Source organism: Bradyrhizobium sp. i1.15.2 (assembly GCF_040548425.1).
Taxonomy (GTDB): Bacteria; Pseudomonadota; Alphaproteobacteria; order Rhizobiales; family Xanthobacteraceae; genus Bradyrhizobium; species Bradyrhizobium canariense.
Genome location: NZ_JBEPRQ010000021.1, coordinates 40,965 through 64,439, shown reverse-complemented (window position 1 = coordinate 64,439; position 23,475 = coordinate 40,965). Strand labels below are relative to the sequence as shown.

Annotated in this window: 23 protein-coding genes; 15 read left to right on the top strand and 8 right to left on the bottom strand. The window is 65.2% G+C overall.

Annotation, left to right across the window (positions count from 1 at the left end; all coding sequences use genetic code 11):
* Nucleotides 1-87 precede the first annotated feature (87 nt).
* From ABIB80_RS28800 to acnA, 3 genes are all read right to left on the bottom strand, one after another.
* Nucleotides 88-456 carry a DUF2794 domain-containing protein gene (locus ABIB80_RS28800; RefSeq protein ID WP_007598853.1) on the bottom strand — a complete coding sequence of 123 codons (369 nt, stop codon included), beginning with the start codon at nucleotides 454-456 and terminating at the stop codon, nucleotides 88-90.
* A gap of 596 nt (nucleotides 457-1,052) precedes the next feature.
* Nucleotides 1,053-1,829, bottom strand: a complete 777-nt coding sequence (locus tag ABIB80_RS28795) for a DUF1223 domain-containing protein (protein WP_007598850.1) — start codon at nucleotides 1,827-1,829, stop codon at nucleotides 1,053-1,055.
* A gap of 234 nt (nucleotides 1,830-2,063) precedes the next feature.
* Nucleotides 2,064-4,784, bottom strand: coding sequence for an aconitate hydratase AcnA (gene acnA, locus ABIB80_RS28790; RefSeq protein ID WP_007598848.1), 2,721 nt, complete (start codon nucleotides 4,782-4,784; stop codon nucleotides 2,064-2,066).
* A gap of 242 nt (nucleotides 4,785-5,026) precedes the next feature.
* Between acnA and ccmA the strand changes: the two genes are divergently transcribed.
* From ccmA to ABIB80_RS28765, 5 genes are all read left to right on the top strand, one after another.
* Nucleotides 5,027-5,629, top strand: coding sequence for a heme ABC exporter ATP-binding protein CcmA (gene ccmA, locus ABIB80_RS28785; RefSeq protein ID WP_007598847.1), 603 nt, complete (start codon nucleotides 5,027-5,029; stop codon nucleotides 5,627-5,629).
* 280 nt (nucleotides 5,630-5,909) lie between these two features.
* Nucleotides 5,910-6,578, top strand: a complete 669-nt coding sequence (gene ccmB, locus ABIB80_RS28780; protein WP_007598845.1) for a heme exporter protein CcmB — start codon at nucleotides 5,910-5,912, stop codon at nucleotides 6,576-6,578.
* Nucleotides 6,579-6,669: 91 nt separating this feature from the next.
* Nucleotides 6,670-7,458, top strand: coding sequence for a heme ABC transporter permease (locus tag ABIB80_RS28775; RefSeq protein ID WP_007598843.1), 789 nt, complete (start codon nucleotides 6,670-6,672; stop codon nucleotides 7,456-7,458).
* Nucleotides 7,455-7,640 carry a heme exporter protein CcmD gene (ccmD, locus tag ABIB80_RS28770; RefSeq protein ID WP_007598841.1) on the top strand — a complete coding sequence of 62 codons (186 nt, stop codon included), beginning with the start codon at nucleotides 7,455-7,457 and terminating at the stop codon, nucleotides 7,638-7,640. The genes ABIB80_RS28775 and ccmD overlap by 4 nt, the downstream gene beginning before the upstream one ends.
* 24 nt (nucleotides 7,641-7,664) lie before the next feature.
* Nucleotides 7,665-8,261 carry a DsbE family thiol:disulfide interchange protein gene (locus ABIB80_RS28765; protein ID WP_007598840.1) on the top strand — a complete coding sequence of 199 codons (597 nt, stop codon included), beginning with the start codon at nucleotides 7,665-7,667 and terminating at the stop codon, nucleotides 8,259-8,261.
* Between the two features lie 148 nt (nucleotides 8,262-8,409).
* Here the strand turns inward: ABIB80_RS28765 and ABIB80_RS28760 are convergent, their stop codons facing one another.
* Together ABIB80_RS28760 and ftsY are read right to left on the bottom strand one after the other, a co-directional pair.
* Entirely contained in the window at nucleotides 8,410-9,012 is a 603-nt protein-coding gene (locus tag ABIB80_RS28760; RefSeq protein ID WP_007598838.1) for a septation protein A, read from the bottom strand.
* Between the two features lie 3 nt (nucleotides 9,013-9,015).
* Nucleotides 9,016-9,963 (bottom strand): signal recognition particle-docking protein FtsY, encoded by a 948-nt coding sequence (ftsY, locus tag ABIB80_RS28755; protein ID WP_007598836.1) that lies wholly within the window; start codon nucleotides 9,961-9,963, stop codon nucleotides 9,016-9,018.
* 60 nt (nucleotides 9,964-10,023) lie between these two features.
* Between ftsY and ABIB80_RS28750 the strand changes: the two genes are divergently transcribed.
* Both ABIB80_RS28750 and ABIB80_RS28745 read left to right on the top strand, forming a co-directional pair.
* Nucleotides 10,024-10,725 (top strand): RluA family pseudouridine synthase, encoded by a 702-nt coding sequence (locus ABIB80_RS28750; RefSeq protein ID WP_007598835.1) that lies wholly within the window; start codon nucleotides 10,024-10,026, stop codon nucleotides 10,723-10,725.
* 229 nt (nucleotides 10,726-10,954) lie between these two features.
* The gene (locus tag ABIB80_RS28745; protein WP_007598834.1) at nucleotides 10,955-12,064 is read left to right on the top strand and encodes a DUF2336 domain-containing protein; all 1,110 of its coding nucleotides are present in this window, start codon (nucleotides 10,955-10,957) and stop codon (nucleotides 12,062-12,064) included.
* A gap of 184 nt (nucleotides 12,065-12,248) precedes the next feature.
* Here the strand turns inward: ABIB80_RS28745 and mtaB are convergent, their stop codons facing one another.
* Nucleotides 12,249-13,502: a tRNA (N(6)-L-threonylcarbamoyladenosine(37)-C(2))-methylthiotransferase MtaB gene (mtaB, locus tag ABIB80_RS28740; RefSeq protein ID WP_007598833.1), complete on the bottom strand. Its 1,254-nt coding sequence runs from the start codon at nucleotides 13,500-13,502 to the stop codon at nucleotides 12,249-12,251.
* Complete coding sequence (dapF, locus tag ABIB80_RS28735; protein WP_007598832.1) at nucleotides 13,502-14,377, bottom strand: diaminopimelate epimerase; 876 nt, start codon at nucleotides 14,375-14,377, stop codon at nucleotides 13,502-13,504. The genes mtaB and dapF overlap by 1 nt, the downstream gene beginning before the upstream one ends.
* Nucleotides 14,378-14,597: 220 nt before the next feature.
* Between dapF and ABIB80_RS28730 the strand changes: the two genes are divergently transcribed.
* Both ABIB80_RS28730 and ABIB80_RS28725 read left to right on the top strand, forming a co-directional pair.
* On the top strand, nucleotides 14,598-15,347 hold the full coding sequence (locus ABIB80_RS28730) for a GyrI-like domain-containing protein (RefSeq protein ID WP_083869895.1): 750 nt from the start codon (nucleotides 14,598-14,600) through the stop codon (nucleotides 15,345-15,347).
* Nucleotides 15,348-15,352: 5 nt separating this feature from the next.
* Nucleotides 15,353-16,069: an SIMPL domain-containing protein gene (locus ABIB80_RS28725; protein WP_035993901.1), complete on the top strand. Its 717-nt coding sequence runs from the start codon at nucleotides 15,353-15,355 to the stop codon at nucleotides 16,067-16,069.
* A 196-nt stretch (nucleotides 16,070-16,265) separates the two neighbouring features.
* Here ABIB80_RS28725 and ABIB80_RS28720 read toward each other — a convergent pair whose 3' ends face one another.
* On the bottom strand, nucleotides 16,266-17,330 hold the full coding sequence (locus ABIB80_RS28720; RefSeq protein ID WP_083869893.1) for an MBL fold metallo-hydrolase: 1,065 nt from the start codon (nucleotides 17,328-17,330) through the stop codon (nucleotides 16,266-16,268).
* Between the two features lie 449 nt (nucleotides 17,331-17,779).
* On the opposite strand from ABIB80_RS28720, the gene ffh reads away from it, so the two are divergent.
* From ffh to leuC, 6 genes are all read left to right on the top strand, one after another.
* Nucleotides 17,780-19,327 (top strand): signal recognition particle protein, encoded by a 1,548-nt coding sequence (ffh, locus tag ABIB80_RS28715; RefSeq protein ID WP_007598828.1) that lies wholly within the window; start codon nucleotides 17,780-17,782, stop codon nucleotides 19,325-19,327.
* Between the two features lie 86 nt (nucleotides 19,328-19,413).
* On the top strand, nucleotides 19,414-19,746 hold the full coding sequence (gene rpsP / locus ABIB80_RS28710) for a 30S ribosomal protein S16 (RefSeq protein WP_007598827.1): 333 nt from the start codon (nucleotides 19,414-19,416) through the stop codon (nucleotides 19,744-19,746).
* Between the two features lie 9 nt (nucleotides 19,747-19,755).
* The gene (gene rimM / locus ABIB80_RS28705; protein WP_007598826.1) at nucleotides 19,756-20,322 is read left to right on the top strand and encodes a ribosome maturation factor RimM; all 567 of its coding nucleotides are present in this window, start codon (nucleotides 19,756-19,758) and stop codon (nucleotides 20,320-20,322) included.
* A gap of 115 nt (nucleotides 20,323-20,437) precedes the next feature.
* Nucleotides 20,438-21,193, top strand: coding sequence for a tRNA (guanosine(37)-N1)-methyltransferase TrmD (gene trmD, locus ABIB80_RS28700; RefSeq protein ID WP_007598825.1), 756 nt, complete (start codon nucleotides 20,438-20,440; stop codon nucleotides 21,191-21,193).
* A gap of 110 nt (nucleotides 21,194-21,303) precedes the next feature.
* A complete protein-coding gene (gene rplS, locus ABIB80_RS28695; RefSeq protein ID WP_007598824.1) occupies nucleotides 21,304-21,690 on the top strand; it encodes a 50S ribosomal protein L19 in 387 nt (128 codons plus the stop codon).
* A 325-nt stretch (nucleotides 21,691-22,015) separates the two neighbouring features.
* Nucleotides 22,016-23,422 carry a 3-isopropylmalate dehydratase large subunit gene (leuC, locus tag ABIB80_RS28690; protein ID WP_007598823.1) on the top strand — a complete coding sequence of 469 codons (1,407 nt, stop codon included), beginning with the start codon at nucleotides 22,016-22,018 and terminating at the stop codon, nucleotides 23,420-23,422.
* The last annotated feature ends 53 nt before the right edge of the window (nucleotides 23,423-23,475 follow it).

Sequence of the window (23,475 nt, the reverse complement as noted above, 5' to 3'; positions counted from 1 at the left end):
TAGCCCGGGTGAGCGAAGCGATACCCGGGAAGGCTGCAAGCAAAGACCCGGATGTCGCTACGCTCATCCGGGCTACTGGATCCCTGCTCACACCACCGCCAATTTGCGATCGATCACCAGGAGCACGCGCTCCAGTTCGTGGCCGCGGCGCAGGATCAAGCCCGTCGCCGAGATCACGCTGTACATGCCCTGCTTGCGCGCGAGGCGCGGATCCTTCTCGATACGATAAATTGGCACTTCCGAGGCGCGGCGGAAGACCGAGAACACGGCGCGATCCCTGAGGAAGTCGATGGCATAGTCGCGCCACTCGCCGTCGGCGACCATCCGGCCGTAGAGATTGAGAATACGGTGCAGCTCGAGCCGGTTGAACGTCACGCGGCTCAGCTGCGCATTCGAAGCGGCGGGGCGCGCCGCCGCGCGCTGTTCGCTCGGATCGGCATCCTCCGACAGACTCATAGGTCGCCTCCTGTCGCATCAGCATGACCGCGTCCGCGAAGAACCGTCCCCGGAACCGCGGATCATGACAGTTGCATGATCGCGCCAACTGTTCCCCACCGCAAGGGGCCCCTGGAAGGACACTGGACCGGAGCAAACCGCCCACACGCAGCGGTGGAACTCTGTCGCGGCAAACCGTCACGGGATCGTTAGCAGGAATCATAGTGTCGCCGCTTTTCCGCCAAGCGACTGCCGCCCTGCATTGCGAAAAGACTTGTGTGCGTTGACCCGGTCCTTTCGGTTCCGGATTCCTCAGCCCCCAGCCCCCCGGGGCCGTCAGGATCGGGTCTGTTCGCACGACAAGGAGGGCCAACGCGAGTTGGTCCTTTTTTGTTTGGGTCGGTTTTGTCTGTGTCGGGATGTTTCTGCCTCGACGCATATCTCACCATCTCCGCACAAACTCTCTCCCCTCATCCTGAGGAGCCGCGAAGCGGCGTCTCGAAGGATCGAGGCCGAGCTGCCTCAGTAGGGCCTGCATGGTTCGAGACGGCGCTGACGCGCCTCCTCACCATGAGGATTGAGAGCGTGCTTGAGTCGGAAGATTCGAAGTGTGCGCGTCAGTGCAGCGACGTATACGCCGCGCCCAGCATCGGGCCCGGCTTCTCGCGGCTGCCGTCCTGAACATAGACCACGGCACCGTCGACGCCGTCGCGCGTGAGGTTCTCGATCGGCACCGTCCAGCTTTCCGGACGGCCGGTCCAGTCGCCGACCTTGAGCAGGTTGCGCACCACGTTGTGATAGATGACCTGCTGTCCACGATTTTCGCCGCGGCTGATCGCGATCGGCACCGATTTCGCAATCGAGCAGATCCAGACCTCGCCGTGGGACACGGTCGGCTCGTTGCTCGCGGCCACCGAGACGTTGATCTGCTTGCCCGCGAGCGACATCGTCACCGGCACGCTCATCACGCCCGTGCCCGTGTCGGTTTTGCCGATCGCGCTTTCGATGCCGGTGCGGTCGCTGCCGACGACATGCGTGGAGCCGTTGACCACGACCTGCGGTGTGTAGACTTCGCGATCGCCGCGCATGCGCGAATAGGCACGCTGCCGTGCAGAGAAGCGCGAATCGGCCAATGTGTCCTTCCAGCCGAGATAGTCCCAATAGTCGATCGGCATGCTCAGCGCGATGATCGAGGGATCGCGGGCGAGGTCGCCGATGATCTTGTCGGCCGGCGGGCAGGAGGAGCAGCCCTGCGAGGTAAACAATTCGACAACGGCGCGGGGATCAGCCTCGGCAGGACGGATGACGGCGACGATCGCACAGAGACCAAGAGCTCCCGACCAGAGGGCGCCGGACCAGCGTGAAACCAGATGAGAAGCCGTCATTGTTGTCATGTCGAACGCCGTACACCATTGCTCGTGAGAGGGAAATCTTACCGCCGGATGGTCACCGTAGTCTTACGGGCCTCACACTTTCGTCCGCCAAAGTTACCGTCCAAAGCGTGGGGTTCTCCGCCGGGCGGGCCCATCTGAAGCCTGCCGCAAACGCGTGAAGGCGGCCTTGTGATAGGCCGCCTTCGTGTAACCTACTACTCACTTCGCAGTGAGCCACCGTTCACAAGTCCGCGCTTACGCCGCGAGCTTGCGCAGCACGTAGTGCAAGATGCCGCCGTTGCGGTAGTATTCCAGCTCGTCCAGCGTATCGATGCGGCAGAGCAGCGAAACGCGCTGCAGCGAACCGTCGCCGGAGACGATCTCCGCGGTCAGCTTCTGGCGCGGCTTGAGCTCGCCGACGAGGCCGCGCAGCGTGACCTTCTCGTCGCCCTTCAGACCGAGCGACGACCAGGAGGTGCCGTCCTCGAACGTCAGCGGCAGCACGCCCATGCCGACCAGGTTGGAGCGGTGGATGCGCTCGAAGCTCTGGCAGATCACGGCGCGCACGCCGAGCAGACGCGTGCCCTTCGCGGCCCAGTCGCGCGAGGAGCCGTTGCCGTATTCGGCGCCGGCGAACACCACCAGCGGCACCTGCTCCTGCTGGTACTTCATCGCGGCGTCGTAGATCGACATCTGCTCGCCGTCTGGCCAGTGTTTTGTCAGACCGCCCTCAGGGATATTTCCATCCGCGCCCTTGAGCATGAAGTTCTTGATGCGGATATTGGCGAAGGTGCCGCGCATCATGACTTCATGGTTGCCGCGCCGCGTGCCGTACTGGTTGAAGTCGGCCGGACGTACCTGGTGTTCGCTGAGATATTTGCCGGCGGGCGAGGTGAGCTTGATCGAACCGGCCGGCGAGATGTGGTCGGTGGTGATCTTGTCGCCGAACATGGCGAGGATGCGGGCCTCGACGATGTCGGTGACCGGCTCCGGCTCCTTCTTCATGCCTTCGAAATAGGGCGGGTTCTGCACATAGGTCGAGCTCATGTTCCAGCGATAGGTCTCGCTCTCGACCGTCTTGATCTTGCGCCAGTTGGTGTCGCCCTTGAACACATCGGCATACTTCTTCTTGAAGATCGACGCGGTCACGAACTTCTTCATGAAGGCGTTGATCTCCTTCGTCGTCGGCCAGATGTCCTTCAGGTAGACCGGCTTGCCGTCCTTGCCTTCACCGAGCGGTTCGATGGCGAGGTTCTTGGTGACGGTGCCCGCGAGCGCGTGGGCGACCACGAGCGGCGGCGAGGCCAGATAGTTCGCCTGCACGTCCGGCGAGACGCGGCCTTCGAAGTTGCGGTTACCGGAGAGCACGGCAGCCGCGACAATGCCGTTGTCGTTGATCGACTTCGAGATCTCCTCGGGCAGCGGACCGGAATTGCCGATGCAGGTGGTGCAGCCGAAACCGACCAGGTTGAAGCCGACCTTGTCGAGATCGGCCTGGAGACCGGAATCGGCGAGATAGGCCGCCACCACCTGACTGCCCGGGGCGAGCGAGGTCTTCACCCACGGCTTTGCCTTGAGGCCCTTCGCGGCGGCGTTGCGCGCCAGCAGACCGGCGCCGATCAGCACGCTCGGGTTCGAGGTGTTCGTGCAGGAGGTGATCGCGGCGATGACGACGTCGCCATGGCCGATGTCGAACTTCTTGCCCTCGACGGCAAAGCGCTTCGCCGGCTCCTCGGCCTTCTTGTATTCGGTGGCGAGCGCGAGCGAGAAGCCCTCGGCCACGGACGGCAGCGCAATGCGGCCTTCGGGGCGCTTCGGACCGGCCATCGACGGCACGACGTCACCGAGGTCGAGCGTCAGCGTCTCCGTGAACACCGGATCGGCCGACTTGGCGGTGCGGAACAGCCCTTGCGCCTTCGCATAGGCCTGCACCAGCGCGACGCGCGCCGAGGCGCGGCCGGAGGTCTTGAGATAATCGAGCGCGGCGGCGTCGACCGGGAAGAAGCCGCAGGTCGCGCCATATTCGGGCGCCATGTTGGCGATGGTCGCCTTGTCGGCGACCGAGAGATGGTCGAGGCCGGGGCCGAAGAACTCGACGAACTTGCCGACAACGCCGAGCTTGCGCAGCATCTGCGTCACCGTCAGCACGAGGTCGGTCGCGGTGACGCCTTCCTTCATCGCGCCCTTCAGCTTGAAGCCGACGACGTTGGGCAGCAGCATCGACAGCGGCTGGCCGAGCATGCAGGCTTCGGCCTCGATGCCGCCGACGCCCCAGCCGAGCACGGCGAGACCGTTGACCATGGTGGTGTGGGAATCGGTGCCGACCAGCGAGTCGGGATAGGCGACCTCGAAGGTGCCGGTCTTCTTGCCGACCGTCATCTTCTCCTTCTTGGTCCAGACCGTCTGGGAGAGATATTCGAGATTGACCTGGTGGCAGATGCCGGTGCCGGGCGGCACGACGGAGAAGTTCGAGAACGCCTTCTGGCCCCATTTCAGGAACTCGTAGCGTTCCTGGTTCTGCTTGTATTCCTCGGTGACGTTCTTGCCGAACGCCTTGTTGTCACCGAAGAAGTTCACGATCACGGAGTGGTCGATGACGAGGTCGACCGGCACCAGCGGATTGATCTTCTCGGCATCGCCGCCAAGCTTCTGCATCGCGTTGCGCATCGCGGCGAGATCGACCACGGCGGGGACGCCGGTGAAGTCCTGCATCAGCACGCGCGCCGGGCGGAAGGCGATCTCATGCTCCAGCGACTTCTTGCGCAGCCACTTCGACACCGCGACGATGTCTTCCTTCTTGACCGAGCGGCCGTCCTCGTTGCGGAGCAGGTTCTCGAGCAAGACCTTCATCGAATAGGGGAGTTTCGAAATTCCCTTCAGACCATTCTTCTCGGCCGTGGGCAGGCTGTAATAGACATAGGTCTTGGCGCCGACCTTGAGGGTCTTTTTGCATTTGAAGCTGTCGAGCGAGGTCATGTAGGAAATCCCAATTGTTAGTTATACCCGGCAGGGTATTTTAACACCGTCAGCGTAGGCAGGCTGAGTCGCTTGCAGGGGCAGGTTGAGTTGCTGCATCAAGTAGTTCCGGGCTTATAGAAGCTTTCTAACCGCGCCGCCACAGCCACAAACGTGCCGCGGCAATCCGCGAGCCAAAAATTCCCATACGCTACCCCAAGTTTTCCTGAGGCCTGACGTTGAGCGGGCTGGTACGAGGCGAGATGCAGCTTTCCGGACATGGGGTCACATGCGTGCGGGGCGGCCGCGAGGTGTTTGCCGGGCTCGATTTCGGGGCCGGCTCCGGCGAAGCCGTGGCGGTCGTGGGCCGCAACGGATCGGGCAAGACCTCGCTGCTGCGGCTGATCGCGGGCCTGCTCATTCCGGCGGGCGGCACGATCGCGCTGCACGGAGGTGACGCCGAGCTGACATTGCCGGAGCAATGCCATTATCTCGGTCATCGCGACGCCCTGAAGCCAGCCCTGAGCGTGGCGGAGAATCTGACGTTCTGGGCCGATTTCTTGGGCGGCGAGCGTTTCGACGCCGGCGAGAGCCTCGCCACCGTCGGGCTCGACCATGCCGCCGATCTGCCCGCCGCCTTCCTGTCCGCAGGCCAGCGCCGCCGGCTCTCGCTGGCCCGCCTGCTGACCGTCCGCCGGCCGGTCTGGCTCTTGGACGAGCCGACCACGGCACTGGATGTCGCGGGCCAGGACATGTTTTCCGGATTGATGCGCGAGCACTTGGCGCGCGGCGGCCTGATCGTCGCCGCCACCCACGCCCCCCTCGGGATCGATTCGCGGGAGCTGCGGATCGGGGGTGCGGTGTGATTCCGATGGACCCTCAGTTTTCCGAGCGGCGGGGTGCCGCTCTCTCCGTTCCCTCCCCCCTTGTGGGGGAGGGTCAGGGAGGGGGGTGCGGCGGGCGACACTTTCTCGGATCAAGCGCTGGAAAAACGGGCTATCTGTTGCTGGCCGCGCGCGAACGATCCGCATCTCTCCCGGGGCCACCCCTCTCCCCCGCCCTCCCCCACAAGGGGGGAGGGAGCGCAGTTTGCCCTGGGCACCAGCCGAGCTCTTATGGCCGTCTCGCCGTGGAAAGAGCCACCCCATGACCGCCCTGTCTGCCCTGATCCGCCGGGACATCCGGATCGCGCTCCGCGTCGGCGGCGGGGCATTGATTGGCGTGCTGTTCTTCCTGACCGTGGTGGTGCTGATGCCGTTTGCGGTGGGGCCGGATCTGGCACTGCTGTCGCGGCTCGGGCCGGCGATCCTGTGGCTGGGGGCGCTGCTGGCGAGCCTGCTCACCCTGGACCGGCTGTTCATGGCCGACCACGAGGACGGCTCGCTCGACCTGATCACGATGAGCCGGACCCCGCTGGAACTCGCCTGCGCGGCAAAGGCGCTGGCGCATTGGCTGGCCGCCGGCCTGCCGCTGATCGTCGCAACCCCCGTGCTCGGCCTGCTGCTCAACCTCGACATGGTGGCGACCGGCGCGGTGGCGCTGACACTGCTCGCCGGCACCCCGGCGCTGACGTTCACCGGCATGATCGGCGCGGCGCTGGCGGTGACGCTGCATCGTGGCGGATTATTGATGGCCGTCCTGGTGCTGCCGCTGTCGATCCCGGTGCTGATCTTCGGGGTCGCGGCCTCGCAGGCGGTGATCGTCGGCCCCATGACGTTCGGCGCGCCGTTCTCGATCCTGTGCGCGCTGTCGCTGGTCAGCCTCGTGATCGGCCCGTTCGCGGCTGCGGCGAGCCTGAAGCATGGGCTGGATTGAGATGGGCTGGACTGACCTTGACCCCGATCAACTTTCGCTGCGGACTTTCGTGCTGATTGCGTGAGCGCTTACCTGTGATTATCAGGATACCATGACGCTGATCGACCTCGCCAACCCCACACGGTTCCTCGCGCTGACGGCGCGGCTGCTGCCGTGGCTTGCGGCTGCGACAATCATCCTGCTCGCGATCGGGCTCTATCAGTCCGCCACCGCGCCCGACGACTATCAGCAGGGCGCGACGGTGAAGATCATGTTCATCCACGTGCCCAATGCCTGGCTGTCGATGTTCGTGTGGGGCGTGATGAGCATCGCATCGTTGGGCACGCTGGTGTGGCGACATCCGCTCGCCGACGTCGCCGCCAAAGCGGCAGCTCCGATCGGCGCCGCCTTCACCTTCCTTGCGCTGCTGACGGGCTCGCTGTGGGGCCGGCCGATGTGGGGCACCTATTGGGAATGGGACGCGCGGCTGACCTCGGTGCTGATCCTGTTCCTGATGTATCTCGGCCTGATGGCGCTGTGGCGCGCGGTCGACGATCCCTCCCGCGCGGCTCGCGCCGCCGCCGTGCTGACGCTGGTCGGCGCGCTCAACCTGCCCATCATCAAGTTCTCAGTCGACTGGTGGAACACGCTGCACCAGCCGGCGTCAGTGATGCGGATGGGCGGCTCGTCGCTCGACAGATCGTTTCTGATTCCGCTGCTGGTGATGGCGGTCGCGTTCACCCTGCTGTTCGTCACGCTGCACATCGCGGCGATGCGCAACGAGATTTTGCGCCGCCGCGTCCGCTCGCTGCAAATGATGCAGGCGAGCCGTGTGGCGTTTTCAGAAATCGGCACCGGCTCGCGTGAGGGCAGCACGTCAAAAGAAGTCGGGGCTGCATGATCATGTCGCTCGGTCCCTACGCGCCCTTCATCGTGACATCCTATGCCGCGGCCGCCCTCGTGGTCGTGATCCTGATCGGCTGGATCGTGCTCGATTATCGCAGCCAGACACAGCGCCTGCGCGAGCTCGAGCGCAGCGGCGTGACCCGCCGCTCCGGCCGTAGCGCGACGGATCGGCCATGAGAGATCGAGAATGAGCGAGCAATCATGAGCGAGCAATCGACGTCCGCTCCGCCACAGCGCCGCACCTTCCTGATGGTGCTGCCGCTGATCGCCTTCATCGGCCTGGCGCTGTTGTTCTGGTTCCGGCTCGGCAGTGGCGATCCCTCGCGAATCCCTTCCGCGCTGATCGGACGCCCCGCGCCGCAAACCATGCTGCCGCCGCTCGAGGGATTGCAGGCTGACAACGCGCAGATCCCCGGCCTCGATCCCGCCGCGTTCAAGGGCAAGGTCAGCCTCGTCAATGTCTGGGCGTCCTGGTGCGTGCCGTGCCACGACGAGGCGCCGCTGCTGACCGAACTGGCAAAAGACAAGCGCTTCCAGCTCGTCGGCATCAACTACAAGGATGCCGCCGACAATGCGCGGCGCTTCCTGGGGCGCTACGGCAACCCGTTCGGCCGCGTCGGCGTCGATGCCAACGGCCGCGCCTCGATCGAATGGGGCGTCTATGGCGTGCCGGAGACTTTTGTCGTCGGTCGCGAAGGCACCATCGTCTACAAGCTGGTGGGACCGATCACGCCGGAGAATTTGCGGACGGTGTTGTTGCCGCAGATGGAGAAGGCGTTGAAGGCGGCGGGGAGCTGATCGCCGCTCTCGTGCCCCGGACGCTGCGCAGCGCGTGAGCGGTGCGCTGCAGAGCCGGGGCCCATGTCACAGCGCGACGCGTTGCCTTCTGGGTCCCGGCTCTGCGCAGCAGCGTTTCACGCTGCAGCGCGTCCGGGACACGGGACCCTCACCCCTTCCGCACATCCCCCGCCTCGGCCTCGCTCGCTTCCAGCGACGCCGGCTCGAGGTGATAGCGCTTGGTCAGCGGCATCTGGGCAATGGCGAAGATCATCGTGATCGGGGTGACGCCGAACACCTTGAAGTTGACCCAGAAGTCGGTGCTCTGGGTGCGCCAGACGATCTCGTTCAGCACCGCCATGCCGGCGAAGAACAGCGCCCAGCGCAGCGTCAGGATGCGCCAGCCCTGCGGCGTCAGATTGAACATCTGGTCGAACATCACGGCGATGAAGGAGCGGCCGAACAACAGGCCGCCGCCGAGGATCGCGGCAAACAGGGCGTAGATGATGGTTGGCTTGAGCTTGATGAAGGTCTCGTCGTGCAGCACCAGGGTCAGCGTGCCGAACACCAGCACGATCACGCCTGTCACGATCGCCATGATCGGGATGTGGCGCGTCACGACATAGGAGGCGATCATCGCCGCGACGATCGCGACCATGAAGGCGCCGGTCGCGGCGAACAGATTGAACTTCGCATTCACGAAGAAGAACACGAGCAGCGGGCCGAGCTCGGTCGCGAGCTTGAACAGCGGATGCGGCTGGGTCTTGTCCATTCTTCAGCTTTCGATTCCGGCAATCGCGCGGGCGAAATCGCGCGCGGTGAACGGCGCGAGATCGTCGACGCCTTCGCCGACGCCGATGAAATGCACCGGCAGTTTGAATTTCTCCGCGAGCGCCACCAGAATGCCGCCGCGGGCGGTGCCGTCGAGCTTCGTCATCACGAGGCCGGTGACGCCGGCGGTGCGATGGAAGGCCTCGACCTGCGACAGCGCGTTCTGGCCGACGGTGGCGTCCAGAACGAGCAGCACCGCATGCGGCGCAGTCGCGTCCACCTTGCGGATGACGCGCACGACTTTTTCGAGCTCGTTCATCAGCTCGGCCTTGTTCTGAAGCCGCCCGGCGGTGTCGATCAGGAGCACGTCGGTGGCCTGCTCCTTCGCCGCCGTCAGCGCGTTGAAGGCGAGGCTCGCCGAATCCGAGCCTTGTGCGCCCGATATGACGGGGGTCCTGGTGCGTTCGCCCCAGACCTTGAGCTGCTCGATCGCTGCGGCGCGAAACGTGTCGCCGGCCGCCAGCATCACCTTGCGGCCTTCGGACACGAATTTTTGCGAGAGTTTCCCGATGGTGGTGGTCTTGCCGGAGCCGTTGACGCCGACCACCAGGATGACGAACGGCTTCTTGCCGGCGTCGATCTCGAGCGGTTTCGCCACCGCCGCCAGCACCTTCTCGACCTCGGTCGCGACGACGTCCTTGACTTCGTCCGCCGAGATCGCCTTGTCGTAGCGCCCGGTGCCGACCGCATCCGCGATCCGCACCGCGACCGAGGTGCCGAGGTCGGCGCGCAGCAGCACGTCCTCGATGTCGTCGAGCATGGCGCGGTCGAGCTTGCGCTTGGTGACGAGGTCGGCGACCGCGGTCCCGAGCGAGGACGAGGTGCGCTTCAGCCCGTCGGACAGGCGGCGCCACCAGCTCAGCTTGGGGGTCTCGGGGGTGGTATCGTTCATGGTGGCGGTGTGTTAGCCGTTCCGGCTCGCAAACGAAAGTCTTGACCGAAAGTCCTGCAATTGCTCGATGTTCCCGAATTGACCGCCGAGGAAATCTTAGGCCGCGTGCTCCATCGCGACGGATTGATGCTGGTCATCGACAAGCCGGCCGGCCTGCCGGTGCATCGCGGACCCAAGGGCGGGGCCAATCTGGAAACCTCCTTCGACGCGCTTCGTTTCGGCCTGCCGCGGCCGCCGGTGCTGGCCCACCGGCTGGACAAGGACACCTCCGGTTGCCTCGTGCTCGGCCGCCATCGCAAGGCGACGGCGTCGCTCGGCCTGCTGTTCAAGCATGGCAAGATCGGCAAGACCTACTGGACCATCGTCGAGGGCGGCCCCACTGAGGACGAAGGCACCATCGACATGCCCCTCGGCCGGCTCAATGCCGAGCGCGGCTGGTGGCAGAAGCCCGATCCCGAGGGCCAGAAGGCCATCACCAACTGGAAGGTAATGGGCCGGGGCGACGGCCTGACCTGGCTCGCCATGGAACCGGTGACCGGACGGACCCATCAATTGCGGGTGCATTCGTCGGCGACCGGCTGGCCGATCTTCGGCGATAACATTTACGGCAACGGCCCGCGCTTCGGCGAGCCGAAGCTACACCTGCATTCCCGCGAGATCGTGGTGCCGATCTCTCGGAACAAGGAGCCGGTCCGCGTGGTGGCGCCGGCCCCACCCCACATGCACGAGCGGCTCCGGGCCTGCGGGTGGAACGGAGAATAATCCTGTCAGTCCCTCATGGTGAGGAGGCCGCGTAGCGGCCGTCTCGAACCATGCAGGCCCGCATCTCGCCCGCGGCCATCCTTCGAGACGCCCGCTTTGCGGGCCCCTCAGGATGAGGGCAGTGCCCGCCGCGCTCCCTATAGTTTACGAAACGTTCAGTGCTCGTCGCTAATGATAATGGTTGCTTAGAACAAGCTTCCGTCAATCTGCTCAGGACGAGCTGCGCGTCATGTCCACGGCCGAATTATCGATCATCGACGAGGTCGAGTCCGCGCTTCGGACTGGCTCGGCGGAAAAGGGCCTGGCAACAGCCCGCCGCGTCACCGACCTGTTCCTGTCCTCCGCCGGCAGTTTCGATGACGAGCAGATCGCCCTGTTCGACGACGTGCTCGATCGCCTGATCGGCACTATCGAGCTCCGCGCCATCGCCGACATGGGCGCACGCGTTGCGCTCGCCGAGATCAGCGCGCAGCTCGCCCCGATCGCGCAGGCGCCGCCATCGGTCATTCGCCGCCTCGCCAACAATGACGAAATCCGCATCGCCGGTCCCGTGCTGCAGGAATCCGCGCGCCTCGACGATGGCGCGCTGGTGCAGATCGCATCATCCAAGGGCGAGCCGCATCTGCTCGCGGTCGCCGGACGTTGGTGGCTGAAGGAGATCGTCACCGATGCATTGCTGGCGCGGCGCTATCCCAGCGTCAGCCGGCGGCTCGCCGCCAATCCCGGCGCGCGCGTGTCCGGAAACGGATTTGCTGTCATCGTCGGACAAGCCGAGGCCGATCCCGAGCTCGCGGTCAGCGTCGGCGTCCGCGTCGATCTGCCGTCAGACCTGCGCCGTCAATTGCTGCGCTCGGCGAGCGATGCCGTGCGGACCCGTCTGTTGTCGCGCGCGCCGCCGCATCTGTTCGAGGAGATCCAGACCGCGATCGCCGCCGTCACCGTCGGTGTCGAGCGCGAGATGTCGGGGGTCCGCGATTTCGAAGGTGCCAAGCGCGCCGTCGCAGGCCTCAAGGCGACCGGCCAGCTCAGCGAAGCGACGCTGCTCGGCTTCGCCACGCAGCGGCGCTACGAAGAGGCGGTGGCCGCATTGGCCGCATTGTCGGGATCGACCGTCGAAGTGATTCGCCCGCTGATGCAAAGCCTGCGCGAGGACGGCCTGCTGGTGCCATGCAAGGCGGCGCAGCTCACCTGGGAAACCACCGCCGCCGTGCTCGAAAGCCGCTTTGCGAGCGGCGCGATGAAGCCCGCCGATATCGCAAGGGCTCAAAGCAACTACGCGCGCATGACCCCGGAGAATGCGCGGCGGACGCTGCGGTTCTGGCAGGTGCGGGCGTTGTAGGCGCGTTAGAGACGCTGCGCGCCAAATATTCCGCCGTCGTCCTGGCGGAAGCCAGGACCCATAACCACCGAATTCAGTTTGGCGAAGACTGCTAGTTGGCCGTCGCGTGCGACAACTTCTCCATGGGGTAATGGGTCCTGGCTTTCGCCAGGACGACGGCGGAGCAAGTTCAGCGTCTCGAGAGCTAAACCGTCAGCCGCGCGCCATCACGACCGGCGATCCGCAGCGGCACGACGCTGCCCATTCGCTCGCCCGCAATCGCCACCGGCAGATAGTGCTCCGTCCGTCCCTGCTCCTCGCTCTCGATCAGCACCTCGCGCGCGGCGCCGATCTCGGCTTGCAGCCGCTGCAGAAGCGCAGCTTCACCGGCCGCACGCAGCCGCTTCGCACGCTCCTTGATCGCACCGCCCGCCACCTGCGGCATCCGCGCGGCCGGCGTGCCGGGACGCGGCGAATAGGGGAAGACGTGGAGGAAGGTCAGGCCGCATTCCTCGACCAGATCGAGCGAGCGCGAGAACATCTCCTCGGTCTCGGTCGGAAAGCCCGCAATGATATCGGCGCCCAGCGCGATATCCGGGCGCAGGCGACGGACCTGGCCGCAGAACGCGATGGCGTCGCCGCGCGTATGCCGCCGTTTCATCCGCTTCAAGATCATGTCGTCGCCCGACTGCAGCGACAGGTGCAGATGCGGCATCAGCCGCGAATCCTCGGCGATTGCATCCAAGAGATCGCTGTCCGCCTCGATCGAATCGATCGATGAGATGCGCAGGCGCCTCAGCTCCGGCACATGCCGCAAAATCTGCTTCGTCAGCAGGCCGAGTTTCGGCGCGCCCGGCAGGTCCGTGCCGTAACTGGTGAGGTCGACGCCGGTCAGCACGATCTCGGCATGGCCGCGCTCGACCAATGCCCGCACCTGATCGACCACGGCGCCCATCGGCACCGAGCGCGAATTGCCGCGCCCGAACGGGATGATGCAGAAGGTGCAGCGATGGTCGCAGCCGTTCTGCACCTGCACGAACACGCGCGGCAGGCCGCTCGCAAAGCCGTCGACGAGATGCGGCGCCATCTCCTTCACCGACATGATGTCGCTGACGGCGATTTTTTCGCTGGCACCGAGATCGAACGCCGCACGCGCCTCGCGCCATGCGGACGACCGCATCTTGTCGTCATTGCCGACGACGCGATCGACCTCGGCCATCCCGGCGAACATGCCGCTTTGCGTCTGCGCGGCGCAACCGGTGACGACGATGCGCGCTCCCGGCCGCTCGCGCTTCAGCTTGCGGATCGACTGCCTCGCCTGCGCCACCGCCTCGTTGGTGACGGCGCAGCTGTTGATGACGATGGTGTCGGAGAGCCCCGCGCCCTCGGCCTCGCGGCGGATCACCTCGGCCTCGAAGGCATTGAGGCGGCAGCCGAAGGTGACGATATCGACGGTCATCAGCCGACCGGCGCGAACAGCGCCGGATCGAAACTGCCTTCATATTCGAAGGTCGCCGTGCCCGTCATCAGCACGTGATCGTCGCGCTCGCGCCATTCGATGCCGAGCTTGCCGCCGGGCAGCGTGATCTCGACATTGCGCTCGGCGCGCTTCAGCCGCGCCGCCGCGACCGCCGTGGCACATGCGGCCGAGCCGCAGGCCCTGGTCAGGCCGGCGCCGCGCTCCCAGGTGCGGATCGTGATGTGCTGGGGATCGACGATATGGGCGAGCGTGATGTTGGCGCGCTCCGGGAAGATCGGATGGTTCTCCAGCAGCGGACCGAAACGCTCGAGGTCGTAGGCGTTGACGTCATCGACCCAGAAGATCGCATGCGGATTGCCCATGCTGACCACCGAGGGCGAATGCAGGATCGGATTGTCGATCGGGCCGATCTGCAATTCGATGTAGCGGGTGTCACGGAATTCCTGGTCGAGCGGAATGTCCTGCCAGCCGAATTTTGGCGCGCCCATGTCCACCGTATAAAGATCCGGCGCCGGACCCTGCCAGGCGTTGAGCAGGCCCGCGGCCGTCTCGAACGTTGCCTTGCTCTGGCCGGTCTTCTCGAAGATGCGGCGCACGACGCAGCGCATGCCGTTGCCGCAGGCTCCTGCCTCGGAGCCGTCACTGTTGTAGATGCTGATGAACGCTTCGGTGCCCTCGAAGCGCGGCTTCTGCAGCACCATGAGCTGATCAAAGGGCACGCCGCCTCGCGCCGATGCCACCGCGCGGGCATCGTCCGCGGTGACCTTTGAGGTGGAATCGCGCATGTCGACAACGACGATCTCGTTGCCGATGCCGTTCATCTTGGCAAATGCGTGGTTGGCCAGCGCGCTCATGAAAATTCCCGAATTTCGCCTGCCTTATATGGCGATCCTTGGCCCTCTTGGCCAGTAATTTGCCGACAACAGCCAGGAGGCTGCCATGACGCATCTGTCATGGGACGAATTCGGCGCTCGCGTGTTAGAACGGCGAAATTCGCGCGATCCGGGACATGCGGCCGGGTTAAGGCCTCGGGGACGTAAGGCCTTGGCGGATAAGCTATTGGGGAGAATAAAAATGTTCAGGTTTCGTCGTCTCGCTTTAGCCGCGCTGATCCCGGCAGCGGCCTTGTCGTTTGATCTGTCCGCCACGCTGGCCCAAACGCCGAGCCCGGCGCCGGCCGCATCAGCGAGCCCCTCGCCGGCTCCGTCGGCCTCGCCCGCCCCCGCGGCAAGTGCCTCACCCGCACCCGTGGCCACCCCGTCGCCGGCGGCAAGCGCCTCGCCCTCGCCCGCAGCCAGTGCCTCACCGAGCCCGGCCGCCCCGCCGCCCGCTGCGGCCGCGACGCCGGCTCCCGTGCAGACGGCCGATCCCTTCGGACAGGAGACCACGCTCGAGCCCAAGAAGGTCGTGATGGTCAAGGGCACTGCCAATTGGGACTCTGCCTTCGACACGCTGATCGACGCCTTCAAGGCGCTGAACACGTTGCTGGACAAGCAGGGCATCAAGCACGCCGGCAATTCGATGATCGTCTACACCTCGACGGACGACACCGGATTCACCTTCCTTGCCGAGATCCCGGTCGAGCAGGACCCGAAGAACCTGCCGAAGGACATGAGCGTCGGCAAATCGCCGGAGGGCAAGGCGTTGAAATTCGTCCATCGCGGCTCCTACGACAACATGGACAACACCTATGAGGCGATCACCAATCACCTCGACGACAAGAAGCTGGAAGCCAAGGACACCTTCATCGAGGAATACCTCACCGATCCCCTGAAGACGGCCGAGGACAAGCTCGTGATCAATGTTTTCGTGCCGCTGAAATGAGACCGATGAAAAAGCCAGCCATCCTTTTGACGTCCCTTGTTACGTCCTTTGCCGCCGGGCTGCTGGTAACGCCCGCGCTCGCCGACGATTTTCCGTCCGCGATTTCGGTGAGCGGCGAAGCCACTATCTCCGCCGCGCCTGATCTGGCGCAGATCGACGCCGGCGTCGCCAACGACGCCAAATCCGCGAAGGAAGCCTCCGACGCCAACAACGCCGCGATGGGCAAGGTGCTGCTGGCGCTGAAGGGCGCAGGCATTGACGAGAAGGATTACCAGACCTCGCGGCTGTCGCTGCAGCCGCAATACGGCCAGAACAAATCCACCGGCGCCTCGCCCGTAGTCGGCTTCCGCGCCTCAAACCGCGTCACCGTGAAGATCCGCGACGTGACCAAGGTCGCCGCCATCATCGACACACTGGTCGGCGCCGGCGCCAACGATATCGGCAACATCTCTTTCGAGGTCACGCAGGCCTCAAAACTGCTCGACGATGCCCGCGAGAAGGCTGTCGCAGACGCCCGCCGCAAAGCGGAGATCTACGCCAAGGCCACTGGCGTCGCGCTCGGCGCGCCGCTGAGTGTGTCCGAAGGCGGCGCTCCGATGCCGCTGTTCAAGGGACGCATGGCCGCAGCGCCGATGGCCGCAGGCGGCGCAGCCGTTGCGCCCGGCGAGGAAACGCTGGCGGTGACGGTGAATGTGAGCTGGGCGATCAAGCAGGGGCAGTGAGGCCGCAAGAGGCACGCTGCGGCGCCAATTTCAGGCGTCGTCCTGGCGAAAGCCAGGACCCATTACCCCAGGGCGTGGTTATAGCGCGAAGCAGCTAACCCGACTGTTCGCCAAACTACTCCCTGTGGTAATGGGTCCTGGATCAGCGCTCGCTCCGCTCGCTTGTCCAGGACGACGGGTTGTTTGCTTGATGGAGTCAGATCTCCACCACCTGCCCGGGCTTCATCGCCACGAACCGCTCCTGCGGAACCTTCGCGGCGTCGAGCGCCTCGACCAAGGCCTTCGCCGGCGCATCGATTGCTTCATCGGTCAGCTGAAACGTGCCGTGGTGATGCCCGAGTGCTTTCTGCGCGCCGCAATCCGCCAGCGCCTTCACCGCGTCTTCCGGGTTCATGTGCTGATCGCGCATGAACCAGCGCGGCTCGTAGGCGCCGATCGGGAGGATCGCCAGACGGAGCGGCCCGTGCTTGTCGGCGACGCGGCGGAAATGCCCGCCATCGCCATAGCCGGAATCGCAGACGACGTAGATTTTCCCCGCAGGCGTCTCCAGCACGAAACTCGCCCACAGCGCCTTGTTGCGATCGAACATGCCGCGCGCCGACCAGTGCCGGGTCGGCACCAGCGTCACGGCGATGCCGCCGCCGAGCTCGACGCGATCGTGCCAGTCGAACGCTTCCACCTTGATCGTCGCATCGGTGCTGCGCATCGTGACGTCGTTGCCGAGCGGGGTCACCACACGCGGGGCGAAATTCTTGGCGAGCCGCGACAACGTCGCCATGTCGAGATGATCGTAATGGCCGTGCGAGACCAGCACGGCATCGATTTTCGGCAGCTTGTCGAAGGCAATGCCGGGATCGTTGTGCCGCTTCGGCCCGGCAAAGCTGACGGGCGAGACCCGCGAGGACCAGACCGGATCGACGAGAATGTTGAGGCCGCCGGTCTGGATCAGCCAGCTGGCGTGGCCGACGAAGGAGAGCCGCACCTTGTCGCCCTCGACGCGCGCCGGCGGGGTATCGGCATGGGGGCTCGGCGCCCAATCCGGCCAGGTCGCGCGCTGCCGCTTGCCGCCGAACTGCCAGCGCAGGACCTCACGAAGCGATCGTGGCGGCGCGCCGTCCGGATCGAAGAAGGTCAGTCCGTCGAAATGGTCGGAGACCGGGCCGTCATAGGTTTTCATGCGGGACATCCAAAGGGAGGGCACACCGACCAATGCGCTGGCCCCGGCGAGCAGTCCGAAAAGGCGGCGGCGGGTGATCGGCACGGATCTGGCTTCAGGGATGGTCGGAGCGGCAGGACATCACCGCTATATGGGCGGGGTCTGCGGAAAAGGAACCCAATGCCGAAAATGTCATATTTTCAAGGCCTTGCCCTCCCGAAGGCGTCCCGGCGTCCTAACTTTCCTTGACTTTCGGGCGGGAGCGGCGTTTAACCCCCGGCACTTTCTCGGAAAGGCTTTCTTTTCGACCCGCCCACTGGCCCCAGAGGCCAGAGGCCAACGCCCGACAGCGCGATGCGCCCTCGGGCGTAAAGGTGTTTGGAAGATCGCTCGCCCAAGTGAGTGGTCATCCCCCGCGAAGGCGGGGGATCCAGTATCCCGGACGCGGCTCGGCTAGAACCGGAAAGCCACGGCGTACTGGATGACCCGCCTTCGCGGGGCATGACAACAGTGAATACGGCAACCCTGCGTAAGCAGGACAAGGGACAACGGCATTGTTCGACAATCTGTCGGAACGGCTTGGCGGCATTCTCGATCGTCTGACGGGGCGCGGTGCGCTGACCGAAAAGGACGTCGACGCCGCCATGCGCGAGGTGCGCCGCGCGCTGCTGGAAGCCGACGTCGCCCTCGAAGTGGTGCGCAGCTTCACCGAGCGGGTCCGCGAGCAGGCGATCGGCGCCACCGTCGTCAAATCGGTGACGCCCGGCCAGATGGTGGTCAAGATCGTCCATGACGAGCTGATCAACACGCTCGGCGCCGAAAGCCAGACCATCGACATCAATTCCGTGCCGCCGGTGCCGATCATGATGGTCGGCCTGCAAGGCTCCGGCAAGACCACCACCACCGCAAAGCTCGCCCGTCGCATGGTCCAGCGCGACAAGCGCAAGGTGCTGATGGCGTCGCTCGACATCTACCGTCCTGCGGCGATGGAGCAGCTGGCCGTCCTGGGCCGCGATCTCGACATTCCGACACTGCCGATCGTCGCCGGCCAGCTGCCGGCGCAGATCGCGAAGCGCGCGCTGGAGGCCGGCAAGCTCGGCGGCTACGACGTCGTGCTGCTCGACACCGCCGGCCGCACCACGCTCGACGAAGAGATGATGGCGGAAGCAGCAGCCATCAAAGCCGCCGCCAATCCGCATGAAGTGCTGCTGGTGGCGGACAGCCTCACCGGCCAGGACGCCGTCAACCTCGCCCGCGCCTTCGACGAGCGCGTCGGCCTCACCGGCATCGTGCTGACACGAGTCGATGGCGACGGCCGCGGCGGCGCCGCGTTGTCGATGCGCGCGGTCACCGGCAAGCCGATCAAGCTGCTCGGCACCGGTGAAAAGACCGATGCGCTGGAGGATTTCCATCCCGACCGTATCGCCGGCCGCATCCTCGGCATGGGCGACGTGGTGTCGCTGGTCGAACGCGCTGCGGCCAATATCGATGCGGAAAAGGCTGCGCGCACCGCCGAGCGGATGCGCAAGGGTCAGTTCGACCTCAACGACATGCGCGAGCAGCTGTCGCAGATGGCGAACATGGGCGGCATCAGCGGCCTGATGGGCATGATGCCCGGCATCGCCAAGATGAAGAACCAGATCGCGGCCGCCGGCATCGACGACAAGATCTTGAAGCGCCAGGTCGCGGTGATCGATTCCATGACGCGCGACGAGCGCCGTCATCCCGATCTGCTCAAGGCCAGCCGCAAGAAGCGTATCGCCGCAGGTTCCGGCCAGAGCGTCGAGCAGGTCAACAAGCTGCTCAAGATGCACCGGAACATGGCCGACATGATGAAGGCCATGGGCTCCGGCAAGCGCGGTCCGCTCGCGGGCATCGCCCAGGCGATGGGTTTTGGCGGCGGCATGAAGCCGCCTTCGCCGGAAGAGATGAAGGCGCTGCAGGAAAAGATGCAGGGCGGCGGCGGACAAGGTTTGCCCAGCCTGCCGAAGGATTTGCCGCCCGGGCTGCGCCAGGGTCTGCCGAACGTTCCAGGCCTGACCGGGCTGAGCGGCAAGCCGATGCTGCCGGGCCTCGGCGGTTTCCCGGGCAAGAAGAAATGAGGAATTCGTCGCGGGAGATCGCAACGGTCTCGCGCAACGCGGAATACCAATCAACCGAACAAAACGTACTTTGAAGGAGAACTTAGATGTCCGTCGTTATCCGTCTCGCCCGCGCAGGCACCAAGAAGCGCCCCGTCTATCACGTCGTCGTCGCCGATTCGCGCTTTCCCCGCGACGGTCGCTTCATCGAGCGTCTCGGCTATTTCAACCCGCTGCTGCCGAAGGACAACGAGACCCGTCTGAAGCTCGACATGGACAAGGTGAAGGCCTGGCTCGCCAAGGGCGCGCAGCCGTCGGACCGCGTGTCCCGCTTCCTCGACGCCGCCGGCGTCAAGAAGCGCGAAGTGCGCAACAATCCCGAGAAGGCCGTGCCGCGCAAGGAGCGCAAGGCGCAGGCCGAAGCCGCCGCGAAGGGTTAAGGCCAGATCATGCCGGCGCTGGTCTGCGTCGCGCGGATCGGCGCCGCGCATGGTGTGCGCGGCGCGGTCAAACTGTGGACCTTTACCGAGGATCCATTTGCCGTGCGGAGCTACGGCCTGCTCTCGTCCAAGGATGGCAAGCGCCAGTTCGAGGTCGCAACGGCGCGCGCGGCCAAGGATCATCTGGTTGCGACGTTCAAGGGCGTCACGACCCGCGATGAGGCCGAGCGCCTCAACGGCATCGAGCTCTACGTCGCGCGCGAAAAGCTGCCCGCGACGGACGAGGGCGAATATTACCACACCGATCTGATCGGGCTCGCCGCCGTCACCACGGCCGGCGATGCGCTCGGCCGCGTGCTCGCGATCCACAATTTCGGCGCCGGCGACATCATCGAGATCGCGCCGCCCACGGGGACCACGATGCTGCTGCCGTTCACGGACGCGGTGGTGCCGGAGGTCGATCTCACAGGGGGCCGCGTCGTGATCGCGCTGCCGCAGGAAATCGCGGGGGAGGATCCCTCCCCGGGTCGTCCCGGCCTAGTGCGCAACTTGCGCACGGGGGGCCGGGACCCATAACCACAGGCCAGAATTTTTAGCTAAACTGATCGCTCCAGCCGTCGCCAAACGAAGTGCGGTGGTTATGGGTCCCATCTGCGCTCCGCTTGTCCGGGACGACAATAACTGAGATCCGATGACCAACCCCTCACCCTGGCGCGCGACGGTGCTGACGCTGTTTCCGGAGATGTTTCCGGGGCCGCTCGGCGTGAGCCTGGCCGGCCGGGCGCTGGCTGGCGGGCTCTGGGAACTGGAGGCGCGGGACATCCGGGCCTCGGCTACCGACCGCCATCGCAGCGTCGATGACACCCCGGCCGGCGGCGGACCGGGCATGGTGCTTCGGGCCGATGTTCTGGCGGCCGCGATCGATGCCGCCGGGATCGGCCCGGACCGGCCGAAATTGCTGATGAGCCCGAGAGGTCGGCCATTGACCCAGGCCCGCGTCCTCGAACTGGCCAAGGGTCCGGGTCCCCTGATCGTCTGCGGGCGGTTCGAGGGGGTGGACCAGCGCGTGATCGACGGGCGAGGCCTGGAGGAGGTCTCGATCGGGGATTACGTCCTCTCCGGCGGTGAAATCGCGGCCCTGGCCCTGATCGACGCCTGTGTTCGGCTGCTGCCGGGCGTGATGGGCAAGGAAGCCTCGGGAACCGAGGAAAGCTTCTCCGACGGCCTGCTCGAATACCCCCAATACACCCGGCCGCAGCTGTTCGAGGGGGCACCGATCCCTGATATCCTGACCTCCGGTGACCATGCCAAGGTCGCCAGCTGGCGGCGGGCGGAATCCGAGGCCCTGACGGCGGCCCGGCGACCGGATTTGTGGGCCCGGATCCCGAGCAAAGTCCCGAATCGGGCAGGACGCCAAAAAACGCCAAAAAACAAGACAGACGGGTGACAAACGCTCCGGCTTGCCTTATAGCAGCGGCCACATCCGCAATGGCTGGATAAACGAATTTCGCGCAGCCCCCGTTTTCCAAGGCTGGGCGCGCCGATGGAGATTTACCCATGAACCTGATCCAACAGCTCGAAAAAGAGCAATTCGACAAGCTCTCCGCCAACAAGGAGATCCCGGAGTTCGGCCCCGGCGATACCGTGATCGTCAACGTGAAGGTCGTCGAAGGCGACCGCACCCGCGTGCAGGCCTATGAAGGCGTTTGCATCGGCCGTTCCGGCGGCGGTCTCAACGAGAGCTTCACGGTGCGCAAGATTTCGTACGGCGAAGGCGTGGAGCGCGTGTTCCCGGTGATGTCGCCGATGATCGACTCGATCAAGGTGGTGCGCCGCGGCAAGGTGCGTCGCGCCAAGCTCTATTATCTCCGCAACCTTCGCGGCAAGTCGGCCCGCATCGTCGAGAAGAAGCAGGACCGCCCGGCTGCTGCCGTCAACGAGTAAGCTCCGCTTACATGCGAGTTTCCAAAAGCGCGGGGCCAAACCCCGCGCTTTTTTGTTGCGTCAGCCGTGCGCGTCAAAGCCCTCGCGATTCCAGTTCGGCCTGCTATATATTCTTGGAATGTTTCCAGATTTGACCAGCCTCTCGCCCGTCAAGCGCGTCGTCATCGACGATCGCTCGCGGCTGCCCGGCCGGTTCTTCGGACGCTTCGCGACCTCGGCAACGTCAGAGCTTACGCGCGCAGCCTAAAAGCTGCGCTGACGATTTCGTTGCCCCGCGCGCCAGCCGCGCAACCCGCTCTACACAACATTCCTGGAGCTGACGCTCATGCCCAAGCCGACCACATTGTACGACAAGATCTGGAACGACCATCTGGTGCACGAAGCCGAGGACGGCACCTGCCTGCTCTATATCGATCGCCATCTGGTGCACGAGGTCACTTCACCGCAAGCGTTCGAAGGCCTGCGCGCCACCGGCCGCAAGGTCCACGCGCCCGAGAAGACGCTGGCCGTCGTCGATCACAACGTGCCGACCACCGACCGCACCAAGCCGAACCCCGACCCTGAAAGCATCGAGCAGATCAAGGCACTGGCCGACAACGCCAGGGAGTTCGGCATCGAATATTACGACGAGTTCGACAAGCGTCAGGGCGTCGTCCACGTCATCGGCCCCGAGCAGGGCTTCACGCTGCCCGGCACCACCATCGTCTGCGGAGACAGCCACACCTCGACGCACGGTGCGTTCGGCGCGCTCGCGCACGGCATCGGCACGTCGGAAGTCGAACACGTGCTGGCGACGCAGACGCTGATCCAGAAGAAGGCGAAGAACATGCGCGTCACCGTCGACGGCAAATTGCCGGATGGTGTGACGGGCAAGGACATCATCCTGGCGATCATCGGCGAGATCGGCACCGCAGGCGGCACCGGCTACGTGCTCGAATACGCCGGCGACGCGATCCGTGCGCTCAGCATGGAAGGCCGCATGACGGTCTGCAACATGTCCATCGAAGGTGGCGCGCGCGCCGGCCTGGTCGCGCCGGATCAGAAGGCGTTCGACTTCCTGCGCGGCCGCCCGAAGGCACCGAAGGGCGCGGATTGGGACGCGGCGATGCGTTACTGGGAGCGCTTGCGCTCGGACGAGGGCGCGCATTTCGACCACGAGCTGCGGCTCGATGCCGCAAAGCTGCCGCCGATCGTGACCTGGGGCACGAGCCCTGAAGACGTGATCTCCGTCACCGGCAGCGTGCCCGATCCCGACAAGATCGCGGACGAGGCCAAGCGCCTGTCGAAGCACCGCGCGCTGAAATATATGGGCCTGACCGCGGGGACGAAGATCACTGACATCAAGCTCGACCGCATCTTCATCGGCTCCTGCACCAACGGCCGGATCGAGGATCTGCGCGCCGCCGCGAAGATCGCGGAAGGCAAGCAGGTCGCAGGCGGCGTCAACGCCATGGTCGTGCCGGGCTCCGGCCTCGTGAAGGAGCAGGCCGAGGCTGAAGGTCTGGACAAGATCTTCATCAACGCCGGCTTCGAATGGCGCGAGCCCGGTTGCTCGATGTGCCTCGCGATGAACCCCGACAAGCTGGCTCCGGAAGAGCGCTGCGCCTCGACCTCGAACCGCAACTTCGAGGGCCGCCAGGGCTTCAAGGGCCGCACCCATCTGGTGTCGCCGGCGATGGCGGCGGCCGCGGCGATCGCAGGTCACTTCGTCGACATCAGGGAGTGGCGGTAAGCCGCTCGTTTTAATTTGAGCGATCGCGGCAAACCGCCGTTAATCGGTAGCGC